This window comes from Pontibacter beigongshangensis (assembly GCF_014332515.1).
In the GTDB taxonomy this organism is placed as follows: domain Bacteria; phylum Bacteroidota; class Bacteroidia; order Cytophagales; family Hymenobacteraceae; genus Pontibacter; species Pontibacter beigongshangensis.
Genome location: NZ_VFSD01000028.1, coordinates 17878 through 36547, shown reverse-complemented (window position 1 = coordinate 36547; position 18670 = coordinate 17878). Strand labels below are relative to the sequence as shown.

16 protein-coding genes are annotated in these 18670 nt (G+C 51.6%); 8 read left to right on the top strand and 8 right to left on the bottom strand.

Annotated features, from left to right (window positions below; all coding sequences use genetic code 11):
* The first annotated feature begins 4 nt into the window (after positions 1-4).
* The 6 genes from FJM74_RS22480 (at position 5) to FJM74_RS19645 (ending at position 3817) form a co-directional block, all read left to right on the top strand.
* Complete coding sequence (locus tag FJM74_RS22480) at positions 5-529, top strand: YobA family protein (RefSeq protein WP_241739265.1); 525 nt, start codon at positions 5-7, stop codon at positions 527-529.
* A 442-nt stretch (positions 530-971) separates the two neighbouring features.
* Positions 972-1316, top strand: coding sequence for a Rieske (2Fe-2S) protein (locus tag FJM74_RS19665; RefSeq protein WP_187264346.1), 345 nt, complete (start codon positions 972-974; stop codon positions 1314-1316).
* Between the two features lie 67 nt (positions 1317-1383).
* Positions 1384-2064: an alpha/beta fold hydrolase gene (locus FJM74_RS19660; protein ID WP_241739264.1), complete on the top strand. Its 681-nt coding sequence runs from the start codon at positions 1384-1386 to the stop codon at positions 2062-2064.
* Complete coding sequence (locus tag FJM74_RS19655; protein ID WP_187264345.1) at positions 2061-2312, top strand: hypothetical protein; 252 nt, start codon at positions 2061-2063, stop codon at positions 2310-2312. The genes FJM74_RS19660 and FJM74_RS19655 overlap by 4 nt, the downstream gene beginning before the upstream one ends.
* A 2-nt stretch (positions 2313-2314) precedes the next feature.
* On the top strand, positions 2315-3451 hold the full coding sequence (locus FJM74_RS19650) for an NAD(P)/FAD-dependent oxidoreductase (protein ID WP_241739263.1): 1137 nt from the start codon (positions 2315-2317) through the stop codon (positions 3449-3451).
* Positions 3452-3547: 96 nt separating this feature from the next.
* Entirely contained in the window at positions 3548-3817 is a 270-nt protein-coding gene (locus FJM74_RS19645) for a hypothetical protein (RefSeq protein WP_187264344.1), read from the top strand.
* A gap of 655 nt (positions 3818-4472) precedes the next feature.
* Here FJM74_RS19645 and FJM74_RS19640 read toward each other — a convergent pair.
* On the bottom strand, positions 4473-6137 hold the full coding sequence (locus FJM74_RS19640) for a dipeptidyl-peptidase 3 family protein (protein ID WP_187264343.1): 1665 nt from the start codon (positions 6135-6137) through the stop codon (positions 4473-4475).
* A gap of 464 nt (positions 6138-6601) precedes the next feature.
* Positions 6602-7990 (bottom strand): TolB-like translocation protein, encoded by a 1389-nt coding sequence (locus FJM74_RS19635; protein WP_187264342.1) that lies wholly within the window; start codon positions 7988-7990, stop codon positions 6602-6604.
* Between the two features lie 453 nt (positions 7991-8443).
* Between FJM74_RS19635 and FJM74_RS19630 the strand changes: the two genes are divergently transcribed.
* A complete protein-coding gene (locus tag FJM74_RS19630; protein ID WP_187264341.1) occupies positions 8444-9232 on the top strand; it encodes an SGNH/GDSL hydrolase family protein in 789 nt (262 codons plus the stop codon).
* Positions 9233-9338: 106 nt separating this feature from the next.
* Here FJM74_RS19630 and FJM74_RS19625 read toward each other — a convergent pair whose 3' ends face one another.
* The 5 genes from FJM74_RS19625 to FJM74_RS19605 form a co-directional block, all read right to left on the bottom strand.
* Complete coding sequence (locus tag FJM74_RS19625; protein ID WP_206684065.1) at positions 9339-10814, bottom strand: sialate O-acetylesterase; 1476 nt, start codon at positions 10812-10814, stop codon at positions 9339-9341.
* Between the two features lie 52 nt (positions 10815-10866).
* On the bottom strand, positions 10867-13209 hold the full coding sequence (locus tag FJM74_RS19620) for a beta-galactosidase (protein ID WP_187264340.1): 2343 nt from the start codon (positions 13207-13209) through the stop codon (positions 10867-10869).
* Positions 13210-13279: 70 nt separating this feature from the next.
* Positions 13280-13615: an L-rhamnose mutarotase gene (locus FJM74_RS19615; protein WP_187264383.1), complete on the bottom strand. Its 336-nt coding sequence runs from the start codon at positions 13613-13615 to the stop codon at positions 13280-13282.
* 135 nt (positions 13616-13750) lie between these two features.
* The gene (locus FJM74_RS19610) at positions 13751-16162 is read right to left on the bottom strand and encodes a glycoside hydrolase family 95 protein (RefSeq protein ID WP_187264339.1); all 2412 of its coding nucleotides are present in this window, start codon (positions 16160-16162) and stop codon (positions 13751-13753) included.
* A gap of 281 nt (positions 16163-16443) precedes the next feature.
* Positions 16444-17058 carry a deoxynucleoside kinase gene (locus tag FJM74_RS19605; protein WP_187264338.1) on the bottom strand — a complete coding sequence of 205 codons (615 nt, stop codon included), beginning with the start codon at positions 17056-17058 and terminating at the stop codon, positions 16444-16446.
* Positions 17059-17363: 305 nt separating this feature from the next.
* Here FJM74_RS19605 and FJM74_RS19600 point away from each other — a divergent pair, with 305 nt between their 5' ends.
* Positions 17364-17543, top strand: coding sequence for a hypothetical protein (locus tag FJM74_RS19600; RefSeq protein ID WP_187264337.1), 180 nt, complete (start codon positions 17364-17366; stop codon positions 17541-17543).
* A 321-nt stretch (positions 17544-17864) separates the two neighbouring features.
* Here the strand turns inward: FJM74_RS19600 and FJM74_RS19595 are convergent, their stop codons facing one another.
* A complete protein-coding gene (locus FJM74_RS19595; RefSeq protein WP_187264336.1) occupies positions 17865-18491 on the bottom strand; it encodes a hypothetical protein in 627 nt (208 codons plus the stop codon).
* Positions 18492-18670 lie beyond the last annotated feature (179 nt).

Here is an 18670-nt window from a genome sequence, read left to right as displayed (position 1 = left end):
CAAGATGTTGCTAACACTTACGCTCAGATCCGGATTCAGGCTCCTGGAACCCAGCCTGATCAGAGAACCGATGGCTCCATTCCTCGACCTGAATTTTCAGGTTCTGGCCCTTGCTTGCAGTTACGATGATGACGCCATATTACCAAAATCTACCATGAAACGCACAACACCCTTACTCTATCTGCTGGCTTTTCTGCTGGCCTCCTGCTCCGGCGATACCGCCAGGCGCATTCCAGACACTGTTCCTGATGTACAGGGAACCATTACCTCTTTAAAGAAAACGGCAGCGAAGAATAAAGACAATAATCTGGCTGTAATACTGGTAGAGTCGCAGGAGGAAACAACCAGTATCTATGCCAGAGCAAGCATCAAAATAGACAGCAATACTCATATTGAGGATCAGGACGGTGGAGTTTTAAAACCGGAACAGCTCCGGGAGGGGCAATTGGTAGAAGCCTGGCTTGAAGGACCGGTGATGGAGTCGGACCCGGTGCAGGCCTATGCCACCGCCGTTAGAGTAAGCTTATAACCTTTAGAGCAGCACCTTCTTTCATGTACTAATTTTTCCATCTGGAGATTTGGAAATGAGAAGATTTGAAACTGCATTACTTAGGCGAGACTTTCAACTCTTCACTCATAACTTTTTTTGCTGGGTTTTGTGTCCTTGTAAAAGAGCAGCATCAGGAGTAATTGCCTTTGGGAGGCCATTTTCATTCCAATAATCTGGTTTTGCACCAACCTCCCGGGCGCTGCCCACGCTGCGAGGCCATGGCTGCCGTTCTATAAGATATTATGCGCCAGTTTGCATAAAGCCTGCTGTAGCGGCATTACCTTGTATCGCCGCTACAGCAGCAACAAAAGCCTCCCGAGGGCTGCTTTCATTCAAATAATTGCCTTGGCAAGTTGATAAGCCATAAAGAATTAAAACACCCTCAATACTCCACCCTTAACTTATTACTCTTAACTTTTCCATGCAGCATACCTGGTATAAGATTTTTGAAAGCGAGGCAGATGCCCTGAAACAGGTGCCGCTTCGACAGACAAGGCTGTTGGCAGTGGCCGGAAAAGAGATTTGCCTGGCACATACTGCTGCTGGCTTTGTTGCCATACAGGACGCCTGCCCACACATGGGCTCCTCGCTGAGCCGCGGCAACATAAACTACCTGAACGAGATCGTGTGCCCCTGGCACAGTTACCGCTACAACCTGCAAAGCGGCAAAGAGTGCGACTACAGAACGCGAAACGCCACCATCTACCCGCTCGAGGTCAGGGAAGACGGCGTTTTTATTGAACTGCAACAAAAGCCGGCAGAGTAGTAAGTTCAGCCTATAGGCTGTAAATTTGTGTCGCAGCCAAAAAACGTTACACAAACAGAAAGCAACCTTGGAGTCAGAAAACGGAAGCAGTACGCGTAAAATCTATTTCATCAGTGGCCTTGGAGCCGACTGGCGCATGTTCCGGTTTCTGAGGCTGCCCCCCGATCTTCCTCTCGAGCATGTAGAATGGATAGCCCCGCTATCGGTGCAGGAGTCGCTGCAGAGCTATGCGCGGCGGCTGCAGGCGCAGATTACGGCTCCGAACCCTATTCTGATCGGGCTGTCGTTTGGTGGCGTGGTTGCCGCCGAACTGGCCAAATTGCTGCAGCCTCAAAAGCTGATCATTATCTCCAGCCTTGCCCATAGCTCTGCCCTGCCCTGGTATTACCGGCTGCTGGGCAAGCTGCGGTTACAGCGGCACCTGCCCCTCAAGTTCCTGCAAAGCTTTCTGCCGCTGGCCCCTTTCTTTTTTGGGGCTCACACCCCCGCCGAGAAAAAGCTGCTCCGGCAGGTGATCCTGGACATAGACGAGACCTACCTGCGCTGGTCGCTGGAGCAGCTGCTGGCCTGGCGACAGGCAGCCCCACTGCCAAACCTGTTCCACCTGCATGGCACCGCCGACAAAGTGTTGCCGCTGCGCCGGCGCCCCGGCATGTTTATCGTAGAAGGAGGTGAGCACCTGATGGTGATGAGCCGTTCCTCCGAAATTAGTGACATCTTAAACCAGATTCTGACAGCAGACACATGAGCAAAAGCCGCTACCTCGTAAAAACAACTACTGGCCAGGAGGCAGACCTGACCCAGGCCACCATCCTGAAGAGCAACAACCTCTACCCCTTTGGCTCACACAACTACGCCATCTACGAAACACCCGAAGGCCTTTTCGTAAAAGCCATGAACGCTGGCGAAAGGGAAATCATGCTGACGCATTATGAACTGATTGACGAAGCAACTGCCCGCCAATACAGCCACCCCTACTTCCGGCAGGATAACTGAACATGATGGAGCTTAGCTTCTGGGAGAAAGAAACTTACTTTAGCAAAATAGATGTCCTGATAATCGGGAGCGGCATTGTGGGGCTAACTGCTGCATTGCACCTGAAACAGGCACAGCCGCAGCTAAAGGTGCTGGTGGCAGAACGTGGCTTGCTGCCAACCGGTGGCAGTTCCAAAAATGCAGGCTTTGCCTGCTTTGGCAGCCCCTCCGAACTCCTCGACGACTTGGTGCACCACACCGAAGAACAGGTTTTTGAACTGGTGGAGCGGCGGTGGCGCGGGCTCCGGCAGCTCCGGCAACACCTGGGCGATGCCGCGCTCGACTACCGGCAGTGGGGCGGCTACGAACTTTTCGACAATGCCCCGCTCTACAGCTCCTGCGCCGAACAACTCCCTTACCTCAACAGGCAGCTGGCCAGCATTACCGGTCTGCCGCAAACCTACCGCCTGGCCGATGACAAAATAAGCAGCTTCGGCTTCCGGCAAGTGCAACACCTGATTAAAAATACGGCCGAGGGGCAGCTGAACACCGGCAACATGATACTGGCGCTTACGCAAAAAGCGCAGGCGCGGGGCGTACTGGTGCTAAACGGGCTTGAAGTGCTCGGCCTCCACGAGGAGGAGACAGCCATTGTGGCCACCACCACCCAGGGAATTAACCTGAAAGCAGCTGCAGCGCTGGTGGCTACCAATGGCCTGGCCCGGCAACTCCTGCCCCAGCTGCCGGTGGTGCCGGCACGGGCCCAGGTGCTCCTTACACAACCGATCGCCGGCCTCAAAATTAACGGCACGTTCCACTACGACAGAGGCTATTACTACTTCCGCAACATCGGCAACCGGGTATTGTTTGGCGGTGGCCGTAACCTCGACTTTGTTACCGAAGAAACCCCTGCCCTGGGCCTGACAGAAAGAGTACAGCAGCAACTGGAGGAACTGTTAAAAAATGTGATCCTGCCCGAAAACACCTTTGAAGTGGAGCACAGGTGGAGTGGCATCATGGGCATGGGGCCTGAAAAAACTCCCGTTATCAGGCAGGTGCGGGAGCGGGTGGTGTGTGCCGTGCGCTTATCCGGTATGGGTGTGGCTATTGGCTCATTGGTAGGAGAAGAAGCCGCGGAACTGGTTTTGCAGCAGCTGTAGTGCATGGCAACTAGCTGCCATGCAGCAGCAGGAGTAGCAGAACCTCCGGAGGAGCATATTCATTTAAATAATCTGAATTAGCTGAAACTACGCCTTATGGTATTTGCTGCTCCTTCAAAATTTACAGCCCTGCCCTACGATACACGCACCATGCGCCGCTCTATCTTTTTCAGTTCTCTGGCCCGGGTGCGAAGCATCAGCTTCGGAAGGCGCAAACAGAAAACAACCGCCCTGCAGGCCATCCTGCTCCCCCTGGCTGAAGGCACAAAAAAAGGTAAACCTTTGAGTGGCTTACCTTTTTACCTGGATAAGAACTTAACTAAGCATGCCTCCATGTTGATGTATAGGATTGGTTTGGGATCATAAAAGGCTTGATACTTTCCTTTTCAGCGCTATAAAAACTGAAATACTCTTCTTCGCTCAACTCCTCACGAAGTGCGATGTGAAATTTGGATAATTCAGGATACAATCTTTCTCTTTCCTGCCGCTCCTGAGGGCTGCCCGGATTGAATTCATAATAGCTTTTCATCACTTGCAGTTAAATTAAAAATCTGATTTATAATTACTTGGAAAGATAACTTACTCCTATTACACCTAATAGGTTACTACTAAATATTAAAACCCCGATATAACAAGGGCTACACCAGACATTATACTAAAAAAGGAAAGGGGTACACCCAAAAGATGTACCCCCTTCCTTAAAATATACCTGTTTTTAGGGATAGTTCCTTTTTCTCTGAGGCTCCTTCTTTTCTGCGGCCGCCACACCTGCCCTGCTAAAAATGCAGCAGCTTACAAGGATCAGGTGTATCAGCAGCAGAAAGCTCCGGAGGCCTGTTTTCATTAGCATAATTTTGCGGGAGCCCTACCTGGTGCTAAAGCCTGCGACTTACCCTACCGGAATCCTACATGGCGTCTCCTTGAGAAAATCGACACACGTATCACGACATTTATTCATTGTAAAAAGATGAAACAAATCCCGATAAGTTGTGCAGCTGACTATACAACGGCAGCAGTCTTTTTACCGCAGCCCTAGCACCTCAACGCCCTGTTCAAACACAATGTCCACCGGAATGTTGTTCTGGCTCAGGCGGTCGAGGTCGCTCTGGAGTTGGGTGCTGATCTGGCCTTGCTGGTTGAGCAGGTCACCCACACCGGCATAATCGCCGTTGCCCTGCAGCGTCAGGATCAGTTCCGAGAGCTTGTTCATGGCAGTGCGCATCTTTACATAGTCCACACGGTATTTGCCAGTTTGCTCATCTCTGGAAAAAGCGCCCTGGTCCCTGAAAAAGTTGAATCGCACCATGTTGGCCTTGCCGTGTGCACTGGCTGCCCCAAAACGCACCGACCGGAAAATACCAGCCAGAAAAGTGGTGTAGTAATCTTCGAGCTTACCTTCTACTTCGCCTTTCTCGTGCAGCTGCGAGATCATGTAGAGGCCCAGGATGTCGGCTTTGCCTTCTTCCAGCGCAGAGGCGTGCTCTTTCAGCGCCTCCCGCACCGTGCCTTTGCCGTTGATGGTGTTTTTGATGCCCAGCCCGTGCGCCACCTCGTGGAACATGGTGTTGCCAAAAAAGGCATCGAAGGTAACGTGCTGCTGCTGGTCCGGCACAATCAGCTCCTCCGCAATGGGAAGCATGATCTTGTCGAACTTGGCCCGCATGGCATTTTTGAGTTGTAGCCGGCGGGTACCTTTCTGGAGCTGCACCTCCTCGTCGTTGGGCAGGTTTATGGCGATGGTCTTGCTGCCGGCGTTGCAGTCGCCGGCATAGTATATCACGTCATAGGCATTCAGATCAGCATCGGAGCCGGGCATCTCTTTTTTGTAGCTGGCCCCAACCGGAAGCCCTTTCTGAAGCTCCGGCAGAAAAGCAGCATACTTTTCTAATCGTTTGCTCCACTCCATGTCTTTGATGAGGATATAGGCCTCATGAGCGGCTTTGTAGCCAAAGAGCTTGTCTTCGTAAGTCTCTATCGGTCCGATGACCACATCGATGGTGTTGTTTTTCATGTCCATCCAGGCGAGGTCGCTGGGTTGGTAGTTATCGGTGAGCAGCGCCTGGGCACGCATGTTCAGATACTTTTTCAGCCCCTGATCGTCGGCGAGGGTGGCCGCCTCACGCAGCAGGTCCGATGCCCGTTCCACCTGCTCCCTGAACTGTGTATGATAGGGCACGGTAACCAGCTTGCCGCTGGCGTTGCGGCGTAGAAGCGTGTACTGGCTTGTTTTGTCAGGGAGGTCGGCCTGTTCAAACTCCTCCTTGGTCATGTCGTGCGGGTAAAAGTTGGCCGCGTCTGGCTTAGGCCCTACACCTTCTATAAAGGATTCATTGTTGTTCAGGCGGTCCCAGGGGCCATAGTTGATTTTCACAAACTGTTTAGCCGACTCATCAGCGAGGGCATTGAGCAGAGAGTCGCGCTGGCCGTAGGCTTCGTACCAGAACAGCTCGTCCATTATTTTACCGGCTTCTATCAGCAGCGGAATCATCTGGCGGTCGCGGTCGCTCAGCTTGCTCAGGTCGGCGGTAAGGCGCACGGTGGTGTACATGCCCAGCTTTTCCTGCAGGGCTCCGGTTGGCTCTGTTTGTACTGTTGCTCCTTCGTGCGCCTCTCCTGTTTTCTGGCTGCTGCACCCTAGCAAGGTAGCGGCCAGGGCAGCGGCCAATAAGATGTGTGTTGGTTTCATGTGTGGTAGATGCTCTTTTTATTTTTCCGGAAGGAAGATATAAAAAAATACAGAGGAGGTGAAATGGAAGCTGGAATTGAAGCGGAATATAAAAGCGGAAACGATGGCTGCATACGTTAAGCAATCATTTCTTTACTTCTAATACTAAATCGCTGTTAGCATATGCCACTGGAAATAAGTTTATCTCGTTCTACCTCTTCATGCTGCTACCATTAAAAGTTGATGCGTTTTACTGGTTTTCGCCTCTCCGGCTGGGCTTTACTTTTCTCCTTGATGAGAACCGAGGCGCCCTACCCTCTCTCGCTGAACGCTCTATTATGAGGGACCCTTCCCCCAACAAAAAATCGCCATTGGTGCACCTGGCAACCTCATCTGCCCTTTGGCATGGTATTGATTCCGGAAATATGGAAGCTGTTAACTGTTAGCGGGTGTAAAAATTATGCTAACAATTAAGTGTGGGATGATTATTTTGCGTTTGTGGTTTTATGCGTTCGTTTCAGCCATGCCTGTGGCACCGGCACAATGCAGATGTTCATGGAGCGGTTGTCTTCTGAGAGCATGGCCGACTGTATCTGAAACTTGGTGCCGTCGCGGCTGAAGGTGGGGTGCGGGTGATCTGAGGCAGTAGTCTTATGGCCGGTGGTGAGCATGATCATTTCCCGCGTGTCACGGTCGATCAGGTAGAGGCTTCGGGAAAAGTCGTCGCCTACGGCCCATTTGCCGTCCGGGGAGCCGTGCACGTGCCAGAGTCCGCTGCCGCTGGGAGTTTGTCCGGCAATGGTCATTTCTCTGGTTCGGAGGTTTACAATGCCCAGCCCGGTTGGCTTCTCACGTGTACCCGAAGGTCCCCAGCTAACTTCCTGCCCCGGGTTGGTGGGGTCGCTGGCTGTGGAGGCCATAGCCGAGGCGCTGCCTGTACCTACCTTGCGATGCCCCATAATGGCGAAAGCAACTTCATCGCGGGTAATAACTGCCTCATGCGTCACCCATTCGTATTCTGATTCAGGGTAGAGCGGGCGCAGGCCTGAGCCGTCGGCCATCACCGTCCAGGTCCGCTGTGGCGACTTGCCACCTGTTTCCCAGCAGAAGATGATCTCTCCCGGCACCCAGGGGTTTGTCTGGATATGCCCCATCTGAAACGGCACCGACACCACATGTTTCAAACTTCCGGTTTTCACGTTCATGGCAGCCAGGCCAGACGGACCAGCTCCCATATTCCGGGGACCAAAGTTATCCTCTACTTTTGTTTCTTTGGGCAGGTGCCGGGCCGCTTCCTCTCGACCTACTCTGAAGTAAACCCATTCTTCATCCGCATCCAGGGCCATGTCGCCACCGGCACCTATTTCGGGTGGGGTGGTGCCGCAAACACGCTGATAGGTGCTGGCAGGATTCATCTTGCCCGACTTACTGTCGGCAAAAAGTTTGGCCAGATCCACTTCCACGATTTCCAGGGCACGGCTGCCACGGGGCTGTGCCTCGCTTCCGGAGGGGTTGCGCATAAAGTACAGTTTCATGGATTTTTGTGCGATGTTCAGCATACCAGAGTAGCCGCCTTCGGTTACCTGCACCATTTCACCGGTTTTCTCATGCACCGCCAGCGCCTCCCCCTTCACGCGTCCCGACCGGAATATGACCCATTGCCCATCGGAGGTCCATTGTGGGTGCGTTGGGTATATCTTCGAATCGCCATGCGGTGTGCTGGTCAGGAAGGTAAGCATCGTGCCGGTTACAGGATCTTTCACCACTTTTCTTTCTGATGGAAAGCGCGTGCCGATTTGGGCATGAGCAGCCGCTGCAAGCAAAACAGATGCCCCCAAGGCCACTGCGAACGATAAAAGGAATCTAGTTTTCATAAGGTTGATTTTTCTTCTCAGGCTGCGCTAACTGCCTTGTGCTAAACGAAACAGCAGCACGTGCCTGACAATGGTAAATTATTCTAATGAATTTGGCCCTCCGGAGCTGCTGCTACTGCTGCTGCACCTTCTACCTTTTGTAGCGTTTGCCAGCTTTGAAGAGATTATTTTTACAGGGTAAGGAAGGTCATTTCTAAACTTATGTAACATCAGGCAAGAAACTATCCTGCTCTATCTTGGTGCTTAAAAGTGCTTTAGAAACTGACAGCCAGTATAGGTCCTGCCCAGGCATTCTTCAAGGGCAAATTGCTTTATACAGTAGGGCAAGCACATATTCTCCGTTCACAGGAAACTTTAAGATAGTCTGAAATGAAATTTTACATATCTTGGATCAGAAGTGGCAGGCAATGATTTCGTTTAGCCATTTCGAAAACAGATAACTGAAGCAGCCTGATGGCAACTAATAATAAGATGGATAACCTGAAAGATTCAAGGAGAAGTTTCCTGAAGAAGATAGCAGTAGCAGGAGCAACTACTTTGGTGCCACAAGCCCTTATGGCTGCCAGTGTACCTGCACCTGATAAACTGGATGGAAAGGGATTAACCATTTTGTTTCAGGGAGATTCGATAACAGACGGGAAATGGGGTCGCAACCACGACCCGAACCACATTATGGGCCATGGCTATGCCTTCTCCATTGCCAGCCGCGTGGGTGCCGACCACCCTGACAAAAACCTCCTGTTCCTTAACCGCGGCATCAGCGGGAATAAGGTAACTGACCTGGAGCAACGCTGGCAAACAGATACACTCGATCTGAAACCTGATGTTTTAAGTATCTTAGTCGGAATAAATGATGCGGCCTCCGTTATCCAGCAACAAAATGCAGTGACGGTAGCACAATATGAATCGGTTTACAGAACACTTCTGGATCAGATGCAGCAACAGAACCCTGATGTACTGCTGGTGCTCTGCGAGCCGTTTATACTGCCGGTAGGTCGTATTGAGCAACAGTGGGAGGCCTGGCACAGCGATGTGGTGCAGCGGCAGGAAGTTGTGAAGCGGTTGGCTACGGATTACAAGGCTGTTTTTGTTCCGTTTCAGAAAGTGTTCGACAAGGCGCTGGCCAAAGCGCCTGCTTCTTACTGGATCTGGGACGGCGTACACCCTACCGTTCCCGGGCACGAACTAATGGCCCGGGAATGGATGAAGCAGGTAAAACGGAAACTAAGGTTTTTCAAATAAGGCTCCAGCAGTGTACCTTGGGAAATTTTGTATCGGCAGCCATTTCTGAAAGATTGGAGAAGAGAAAGACCCGATACGAATCATCTTAAGAAGGAGGCTTCTTATATTACTCCGCTCCGATAAAACTATTTTTAGTATACTTCCATTCTAGCGCATCGGTGCAGAAAGGTACTGCCGGGAGTCCTGCTTTATTGGAGAGGTTGGGCATAGCAGTTTCGTTCCAGGCAAAGCGAACTATGGCTGGTTTTCTAACTCCCTCAGCGTACACAATTACTTTATCGCCTTTAATTTTAGCAATAGCAGGTTTAAACTGGCCATCTGCTCCCGCTATGCTAAACCAACTAAGAGGTTTGCCGTCTAAACTCTTCAAGCCATCAGCATGATCGAAAGACAAAATAGCCTGCCTTTTCTTCACTTTCATTTCTTTGAAAACAGGTCCCTGGCTCACAACCTTTTTATCGTAGTCTTTGGCTAAGGCAATTAAGGCCAATCTGCGGCCAATTTCCCATTTATATGACGGGTGAATATCTCCCAGGTCGTCTACTAAATCTGTAACCACGGCCATGCCGGTATAAGGAATCTTCAGGGATTGTGTTTGTGCTTCCCAAAACTCGGGGAGTGTTTCTGGTGTATGGGGTAAACGGTCGTTGCGTTTAGTGTATAAGAAGGGTGCGATCATAACAGAGTAGAATGGCAGTTGTTCGTTTCCCCACTCCTTGCGCCAGCCTTCAATCAAAGCCTGCATTTTATCTGCATAGCGCATACCGTCATGTTGCATGCAGTTCGATTCGCCCTGGTACCAAAGCACGCCCCGCAGGGCTAATGGCTTGATCATACTCCTGTAGTTCTTGCCTGGCTCCACTTCGTCTACTTTAAAAGGCTCGCTCTGAAGCGCTGCCGCAAAGGCAGGCAAAGCCTTATAAGCCTCGGCGGGTGTCCAGGGTTCTATCCGGCTTCCGCCCCACGATGAAGAAATTACACCTATGGGTACGTTCAGCTCTCTCTGAATATCTTTGGCAAAGTAAAAGCCGATCGCAGAAAATGCTTCCAGGGCCTCTCCGCTGCACTCATTCCAGCCGGTGGAGGTAACGTCGGGGTTACTCCGTTCTTTCTCTACCTTAAAAATCCGGATGCCAGGATGTGTTTTTGTCAGGGCTACAGCAGCACTGTCGATACCTTTAGCCGGCCTGGCATATTTGGGATGGAGTTTCATGGTATACTCCATATTAGATTGGCCGGAGCATAGCCATACTTCGCCGATCAGCAAATTAGAAAGCGTTATGGTATCACTTCCTGCAATGGTCATCTCCTGTGGGTTGGCATTTGCCTTCAGAGGGTCGAAGGTAACTTTCCAGGTACCTTCCGCATCTGCTTTAGCGGTTTTTTGCTGACCTGCAAACGTTACCGTTACCTGCTCCCCTGCAGAGGCCCATCCCCAGATGGGCAATGGCTTCTCCCGCTGCAACACCATGTTATTGCCCAGGATTTTTGGCAACCGTACGGCAGCAGAGACAATAGTTTGAGAGGCAATCAGTAATAGAAAAATGAACAGCGTTCTGACTTTCATGGCTTGTTTTATCATGATGTTATGTAGTGATATAGCAATAATTAAAATTAAACATAAGTTACTGTTGCTATAGCTTAAAAGGGCTTTCCTTTAAAAACACACGGTAATCTTTTATCATACCGGCGGTGCTTTTATCAGAACGTGGCAGGTAGCGGAACCCTTTCACCTTTACGACTTCGCCCAGGTCTATCACCACCTGGTGCGGATGCTTTGGCTTGCCACCAACCGTCTGGGTTTGCCAGAACGTGGATTCCTGCTGGTCATATACTTTGTCGGCAGCATGGTTGGCCGCTGTTATTTCTTCGCTGTCGGCATACACCACTTTCCATTTCAGGCGGGATAGCTGGTTTCCTTTCTCATCGAGCAGTTCCAGTTCAGCCATGGAGGCAAGCGGATCGTTTGCCTGTTGGGCATTCAGCGCCTCGAAGCACAAATAACGACCTTGCTGTGTTTGCTGGAATTGCACCTCCTGCCATCCGTTGCCGGGAGAGAAGGAGCCTGTGATAGCCGGAACCTCACCGGAAAGATCAAGCTCCTCGCCTTTGGCCCGGTGCAGAAGCGATTCGTCCGGACGGAGTTCATCCAGGATCGGCTCCCGCAGGCCTGCTACTCTTGTAGCTTCCGGCTTGTCCACATCCAGGATAATGATTTCGTTCTTGCCCTTTTTCAGCCACACGCCCGGAATATAGAGCGTTTGCTGTGGACCAATTTTCCAAAACCGGCCCAGGTTATGCCCGTTCACCCACACCATGCCTTTCCCCCAGGAGCTCACATCCAGAAAGGTGTCGCCTGTTTTGGTTAGTTTAAAGGTGCCTTTGTACCAGCCCGGACCAGTAGCAGTGCCTTTCTTAAATTTTGCCTTCTTCTGAAATTCGTAATCAACCGGAAAGTTGTAAACAAGCCAGTTTTTGATTTCCGTACTTGTTTTACCATCTGTTAGCTCCACCTTTTCTGTAATGCCCTTGCGGTCGATAATGGCTTTGCCGTAGTTCACACGGCCTGTTGCTTCTACCAGTATGTCCAGTTGCGCATCGGTGGTAAGCGGAGGCAGTTCTACGGTATTGTCGCCTCTGCGGCGATCCAGTTTCCCGATCTGCTGGCCGTTTACAAATACTGCGGCCCAGTCGTGCAGTTCTGTGATAACAAGCTTGCGCCTTGCGGCAGAGGCCGGAATAGTAGCGCGGTACAGAATGCGTCCCCAGCCCTGGTCAAAGTTTTCCATCGGCTGGATGGTTTCACTCTTCTTTGGAGCAGGCAGGTTCACAAACAAGCCGGCACTCTGGTTTAATTCGAAAGTCGGGATTTCAATGATCTCTTTCGCTTCGGGAATCTCGCCTAAGATCTCGCCCGGCTGCAGGTAGTTTTTTAGCAAGTTGCGTACGGCAAAAAACTTGTCGGTGGTGTTGCCCTGCTCACCGATGGGGGCATTATAGTCGTAAGAAGTGGCCATGGCAGAGTATGGCGGCGCGTTGGCTCCACCCCACTGCCCAAACGACGTGCCACCATGCGCCATGTAGAGGCTGAAGGAGATACGGCGGTCCATCATATCTTTCAGGCTCCCGATAAAGCTGCTGATGGAGCGGGTTTCGTGTGGTCTGCCCCAGTGGTCGAACCAACCGGACCAGTACTCGCTGCACATTAAAGGAGCCGTAGGATTCAGTTCCTGAAATACTTTGAACTTGTCCTCCACATTGGAGCCTGCCCCAAAATTCAGGGTGGTAGCTACGCCATCGAGCTGGTACCTATTAAAGTTCGTAGGCCAGTCGCACCTGAAAAGCTGCACTTTGTCGAAACCGGCTGTACGCACGGCATCGCGGGTAGCTTCCATATAAGCCTGCTCCTCGCCAAACGTAGCATACTCGTTCTCTACCTGCACCATGATGATGTTGCCGCCATTCTGGATCTGCAGCGGCGCCAGTTCTTTAGCAGCGGCGGACAAAAACTTCTTCGTGCGCTCCATAAAATAAGGATCCTGCAGTGTACGCACCTGCACATCTTCCTTTTTCAGCAGCCACCAGGGCAGCCCGCCCATATCCCATTCGGCACATACATAGGGCCCCGGCCTTACAATGCAGTACATCCCGTTTTTCTGAACCAGCCTCACAAACTCCGCAATATCGTTCTGACCCTTAAAATCGAAAACGCCCTCTTGCTGCTCGTGCAGGTTCCAGAACAGGTAAATACAAATAGTATTCATTCCCATTGCCTTGCTCAATTGGATACGATGCTCCCAATACGCTTTGGGAATGCGTGGATAATGCAGCTCCGCCGCCCGGATAATGAATGGTTTTCCGTTAAGCAGAAATTCCTTGTTGCCAAGGGTGAAGGTGCCGGGGGTTCCTTTCAGCTCCTGCGCCTGCCCGGTAAACGCGGTCAGGATGAGCAAGCAAAGGAAGAATACTTTTCTCATTTGGGATAGGTAAAATAAAATTTATCAGATTGTTGCTTTTTGACGACAACTGTTTGATGAGAAGGGGTCCTTATACTTTAAAGATCTGCTCCATCAACACCCATTTCTCCCCTGGCTTTGCCCAGGGCAGTGGCTGCTGAAACTTCCACATCAGCGTTTCCCATTCCTGCACTTTTGGGTTGGCTGCATCCAGGGCGGCTTTCCGTTCAAAGCTGAAGCTGTCGTCTGTTTCCATGATCATGAACAGGCGGTTTCCGGTGCGGTAGATCTCCATGCCGGTAATGCCGCTGTCAGTAATGCTTTTCCTGATTTCGGGCCAGGTTTTTTCGCTGGCGTGCCACTCTTCGTAAGCGGCAATGGAAGCCGGATCATCTATCAGGTCGAGCGCTAAGCAGTATTTTTTCATGTCTGAATAATCTTTTATGTCCTTGTAGAAATACGGGTCATCTTTCTCCGGAAAATCAGCAACGGTCAACAGTTCAACAGCAGGAGCTACAGAATCCTCCGGAGGGCCTTTTTCATTAGAATAATTCAATCTCCTTTACTTGGTCAGGATGCCGCTCAATTTCTGCGTCTGCCCTGGCTTAAGCTGCAGGTCCACGACGTTATCACCGTATCTCACTCTTGTGGCGGTGCCGTTTTCACTCCTGATGTTCACCCACACCAGTTTGCTGTCTTTCCACTCCATGTCTACTTCAAAGCCGCCACGTGCCCGGAGGCCAGTAATTTTTCCGTCTTTCCAGGCATCGGGTAGGGCAGGCAGCAGGTGGATAAAACCGGCGTGGCTCTGGAGCATCATCTCGCCCATGCCCGCTATGCCGCCAAAGTTGCCGTCGATCTGGAAGGGCGGATGCGCACAGAACAGGTTGGCATAGGAGCCTCCTCCTTTAGCGAACTCTGTGCCCTCCACACCCGTCAGGTGCAGCAGGTTGCGGATCAGTTTGTAGGCGTGGTTGCCATCGTGCAGGCGGGCCCAGAAATTTATCTTCCAGGCAATGCTCCAGCCGGTGCCTTCGTCGCCTCTCATCTGCAGCGTTTTTTTGGCAGCCTGGGCAAATTCAGGGGTGTTGACAGGCGAGATCTGCCGGCCAGGGTGCAGCCCGAACAGGTGCGATACGTGCCGGTGCTGCGGGTCCTCGTCTTCCCAGTCTTTGTACCACTCTTGCAGGTTGCCTTTTTTGCCGATCTGCAGCGGGTAGAGCTTGCTTTGTTTCTCTGCAATCATTTTCCGGAAATCCGCATCGGTGCCTAATGTTTCGGAAGCCTCGATCAGGTTCGTGAACAAATCCCAGATGATGGACATATCCATGGTGGTAGCCACCGAGATGCTGCCTTTCTCGCCTGTTTCGGTTATAAAAACATTTTCGGGCGAAGAAGCCGGAGCCGTTACGAGGTAGCCGTCTTTATCTTCTACCAGCCAGTCGAGGCAGAAGATGGCGGCCTCTTTCATGAGCGGGTACGCTGTTTTTTCGAGAAAGGCCCTGTCGCCGGTGTAGCTGTAGTGCTCCCACAGGTGCTGGCTCAGCCAGGGGCTGCCCATAGCCCAGTTGGCCCACATCGGGTTGCCATCGCCTAAATTGCCTACCGGGTTGGAGGTGGCCCAGATGTCGGAATTATGGTGCACGGCCCAGCCTTTGGCATTGTAGAAGTTTTTGGCCGTTGCCCGCCCGGTTATGGCTGTTTGCTGAATCAGTTCCAAAAACGGCAGGTGCAGTTCGGAGAGGTTTGCCATCTCGGATGGCCAATAGTTCATCTGGGCGTTTATGTTGGTGGTGAAGTTGCTGCTCCAGGGGGCGCGCAGGTGCGGGTTCCAGATGCCCTGCAGGTTGGCCGGAACGCCACCCGGCCGCGAGCTGGAGATGAGCAGGTAGCGGCCATACTGGAAATACAACGACTCCAGCCCCGGATCGTCTGCCCCGTTGGCGTAACGCATCAGGCGCTCCAGCGTCGACAGCTTTACTTCCTGGTTGTTGTTCAGCGAAAAACTTACGCGGTTAAAATACCCCTGGTAGTCTTTTATATGTGCCTTTTTGATGGCATCGAAACTTTTGGAGAAGGCTTTGTTCAGATACCCCTGCGCCAGCACCGACTCGTCCTTGCCGTCTTTGTCCGGGCAGGTATCGAAGCCGTTGAAACTGGTGGCCATCGAGAGGTAGAGCACCACTTCGGTGGCACCTCTTACGTGCAGGCCAGTTGCATCGGCTGTTACCTTGCCGCCCTGGTTCTTTGCCTTCAGGCGCAGCTCGTAGCGCATGCCTTTGCACTTATCGGCCTCGTCGTAAATTACGGGGTTGTCGGAGCGCACGTAGCTGGGTTCGGCATGCGAGGGCGCCTCCCCTTTCATCACAAACTCATTTTGCCCGGCTGCCATATTCTGAGAACGGAGCTGGCTTCTGGTGCTGACATCGAAGTTGAGGTTCCCTTTTTTTGATGACTTAAGGCGGATCACGATGACCTGGTCGGGGGCAGAGGCCAGCACCTCGCGGGTGTATGCTGTGCCATTTACCTTAAAGCGGGTAAGCGCCGTGGCGTTGGCAATGTCCAGGTCGCGGTAATATTCGGTGGGCTGGCCCGAGAAGTTATGCCTGATGAGCAGGTCGCCCAGCGGCATATAGGACTGCGTGTACAGGCCCTGCATTTTCTGGCAAAGCTGTTCGGCCGTTTTATAATCTCCCCTGAAAAGGGCCTCCCGGATCTGGGGCAGGTACTGCGGTGATTCCGGGTTCGGGTTGAGGTTCGCCGGCCCCCCAGACCACAGGGTCTCTTCGTTGAGGTGAATCAGCTCCTCCTGCGTATGGCCAAACACCATGGCTCCCAGCCGGCCATTGCCTACAGGCAGGGCATCGGTCCAGATTTTGGCTGGCTGCTCGTACCAGAGCGTCAGATTTTTTTGCTGGGCAAAAGTAGTAGCGCAAAGGCTGAGCAACAAAATCAGGGAAAGCAATTTCTTCATGTCAGAAAGGGATTTACAGAGGCCTTGCCCCTGTTCATGTTAATTGGCTCGCAGATAACAAGTAGGTGGCCGTTACTCTAAAGTTAATCCTGAACCTTCCTGCACCTATCCTGCCCTATCATGCATGGCGCAAACTTTTGCAGGTGCCCTCTCTGACTCCGCACTAACGGCCCGATTATGCTAATGAAAATGGCCTTCCAGAGGCATATGATGCGCTTTACAGGATTGGCTGGAAGGATCATTGGCGGAGCTATCAGCAACAGCAAAGCCGCTACAGCAGGCTAAAACAGCCCGAATAATTCGCTTTGGATGCGCTCTATGATGGAGCCCAGGTCATCGGGGTTGGCCACAAAGTCTATTTGGTTTACATCCACCACCAGCAGTTTTCCCAGGTTGTAGGTACTTATCCAGGTGTTGTAGTGCTCGTTAAGGTTGCGCAGGTAGTCGAGCCGGAGGTTGTTCTCGTAGTCGCGGTTACGCTTCTCTATCTGGCCGATCAGCTTGGGCAGGTCGGCTTTGAGGTAGATCATCAGGTCGGGCGCCTGCACCATGCTGATCATCGACTGAAACAGGCTGAAATAATTGTCGTAATCGCGGGTGCTCATCAGGCCCGACTGGTGCAGGTTGCTGGCAAATATGTAGGCATCTTCGTAGATCGTGCGGTCCTGGATCACATGGCCGGACTTTGCCTGGATCTGCTGCAGCTGCTTGAAGCGGCTGTTCAGGAAGTACACCTGCAGGTGAAAGGCCCAGCGCTCCATGTCTTCGTAAAAATCTTTCAGGTAGGGGTTGTTCTCTACAGCCTCCAGGTACAGGTCCCATTTAAAATGATGAGCCAGTTTGGTGGCCAGCGTGGTTTTGCCGGCTCCGATGTTGCCAACGATCGCGATGTGCATACGATGAACGATTGAATATAAAGGCTGTAAAAGTACGGCATTTTTAGCAGAAGTAGCAGCCTGTAACTAAAAGGACACAAATAACAGGATGCAAGATTACTAAATGACAGGTTAAGAGATGCAAACCAAATAACCGGAAACCTGGCAGTTCCCTGATTAAAAGCATGTGCCGGCACTTATTTCAGTCCATCTTTTACCCGGTCCCGAAATTGCCCGAACCACTGCCACCCCCTTAATTTGTCCGTCAAAAGTCAAACTCCTCTGGCAGGTGGGCGTAAAACTTAGAACATCAAAAGACTAAAGCTATGACAAAAGGACATAACCAGGGTAACGACAACAAGAGCCGGCCCGAAGCAGAAAACAAGCAGGATCAGCACAAAGGCCAGAACCGCCACATGAGCGACCAGCAAAAGAAAAAAGGCCCGCAAGGCCGCCACGACGAGAAAGACCAGTCGGGAGGCACAAAAGGGCAGAATGCTATTTAAACCGCCAAATCCAAAAAGAAAAAGCCCCGGATACGTTTGTATCCGGGGCTTTTTCTTTTTGTGAAGTTTACAGCTCGGCTCTACTTAAAGCCCCAACCTAAAAGCTGCGTGAAGCCCCAGGAAGGGCATTTTCATTTAAATAATTTGGTAGCTGGTTGTAGATTGGCTCAATTGTGAGTTGGTTGATTTGGAGATGAAAAGTGAAACACAGACCAACTCATGGTTTTAAACTCTTCACTTTAAAAAGTCCTGTGTCTTTTGTCTAAAAAAGCTTTTGGAGGGCCATTTTCATTAGAATAATTTCAAATCCTGTCCCAAGCCTTACTTTTTCCTGTTGTCGAGCCGATCCTTTACATCGCGGCTCTTGCGCAGGGTGTTGAACTCTACCTGCAGGGCGGCAATCTTCATTTTATCGCTGTTGGGCAGGGCATCCAGCACCAGCTCTTTGCGGTCTGAAAGCTGCAGGTACACGTGCTCGGCATAATCCCAGTCGCGGAGGCTCCAGCGGGTGCGGCGGGCCCGTACCTGCTCCATAAAGTACACATAGCGGTCGCGCAGGTCCACCATTCTGATGGCTTTGATGTTGTTGGCTCCTGTCAGCTCTCGTTCCCAGCGGGCGGCCTCTTCGCGGTTGAGCGGCTGGCCATAGGCCTCTTCGTTACGCTCTTCCATGTGGCGGTACTGGCTCTTGAGCTCCCCGTATTCCTTTTTGGAGCTATCCGACAGCTTATTGGCTTCTTTGTCCAGCTTTTCGGTGCGGGTAAAGAATTCTTCTTTGATGGCCGGCCATTCTGCCCGCGTCAGGCTGTCGGCCTGATTGGTTTTTTTAATAAGCCAGGCTCTCAGGTCTTCCACATCCTTCTCTAACTTCGATTTTCCCTGTGCCTGCGCCCCCATACTCCATACGGTAAGCAGCAGCGCAAAAGTCAGTTTAAAAAGTACGCTCATTTTCAGCAAATTAAGGTTTAGTTGGTGATAGCTAGTATTTCGGCTCCAGACGGCCCACAAAAATAACGTTGTTGCCGGCATAACTGGCCGCTACAATTTTGAGTTTCTCATAAAGCTAATGCCCGATACAAGGCGGCTTGCCGGGCAGCGGGGCAATTATGCTAATCAAAATGCCCCTC

What these genes read in the sequence shown, in the direction of transcription:
- FJM74_RS22480 (WP_241739265.1), top strand. Translation starts at nt 5, where the DNA reads ATGTTGCTAACACTTACGCTCAGATCCGGATTCAGGCTCCTGGAACCC.
- FJM74_RS19665 (WP_187264346.1), top strand. Translation starts at nt 972, where the DNA reads ATGCAGCATACCTGGTATAAGATTTTTGAAAGCGAGGCAGATGCCCTG.
- FJM74_RS19655 (WP_187264345.1), top strand. Translation starts at nt 2,061, where the DNA reads ATGAGCAAAAGCCGCTACCTCGTAAAAACAACTACTGGCCAGGAGGCA.
- FJM74_RS19650 (WP_241739263.1), top strand. Translation starts at nt 2,315, where the DNA reads ATGATGGAGCTTAGCTTCTGGGAGAAAGAAACTTACTTTAGCAAAATA.
- FJM74_RS19645 (WP_187264344.1), top strand. Translation starts at nt 3,548, where the DNA reads ATGGTATTTGCTGCTCCTTCAAAATTTACAGCCCTGCCCTACGATACA.
- FJM74_RS19640 (WP_187264343.1), bottom strand. Translation starts at nt 6,137, where the DNA reads ATGAAACCAACACACATCTTATTGGCCGCTGCCCTGGCCGCTACCTTG.
- FJM74_RS19635 (WP_187264342.1), bottom strand. Translation starts at nt 7,990, where the DNA reads ATGAAAACTAGATTCCTTTTATCGTTCGCAGTGGCCTTGGGGGCATCT.
- FJM74_RS19630 (WP_187264341.1), top strand. Translation starts at nt 8,444, where the DNA reads ATGGCAACTAATAATAAGATGGATAACCTGAAAGATTCAAGGAGAAGT.
- FJM74_RS19625 (WP_206684065.1), bottom strand. Translation starts at nt 10,814, where the DNA reads ATGATAAAACAAGCCATGAAAGTCAGAACGCTGTTCATTTTTCTATTA.
- FJM74_RS19620 (WP_187264340.1), bottom strand. Translation starts at nt 13,209, where the DNA reads ATGAGAAAAGTATTCTTCCTTTGCTTGCTCATCCTGACCGCGTTTACC.
- FJM74_RS19615 (WP_187264383.1), bottom strand. Translation starts at nt 13,615, where the DNA reads ATGAAAAAATACTGCTTAGCGCTCGACCTGATAGATGATCCGGCTTCC.
- FJM74_RS19610 (WP_187264339.1), bottom strand. Translation starts at nt 16,162, where the DNA reads ATGAAGAAATTGCTTTCCCTGATTTTGTTGCTCAGCCTTTGCGCTACT.
- FJM74_RS19605 (WP_187264338.1), bottom strand. Translation starts at nt 17,058, where the DNA reads ATGCACATCGCGATCGTTGGCAACATCGGAGCCGGCAAAACCACGCTG.
- FJM74_RS19600 (WP_187264337.1), top strand. Translation starts at nt 17,364, where the DNA reads ATGACAAAAGGACATAACCAGGGTAACGACAACAAGAGCCGGCCCGAA.
- FJM74_RS19595 (WP_187264336.1), bottom strand. Translation starts at nt 18,491, where the DNA reads ATGAGCGTACTTTTTAAACTGACTTTTGCGCTGCTGCTTACCGTATGG.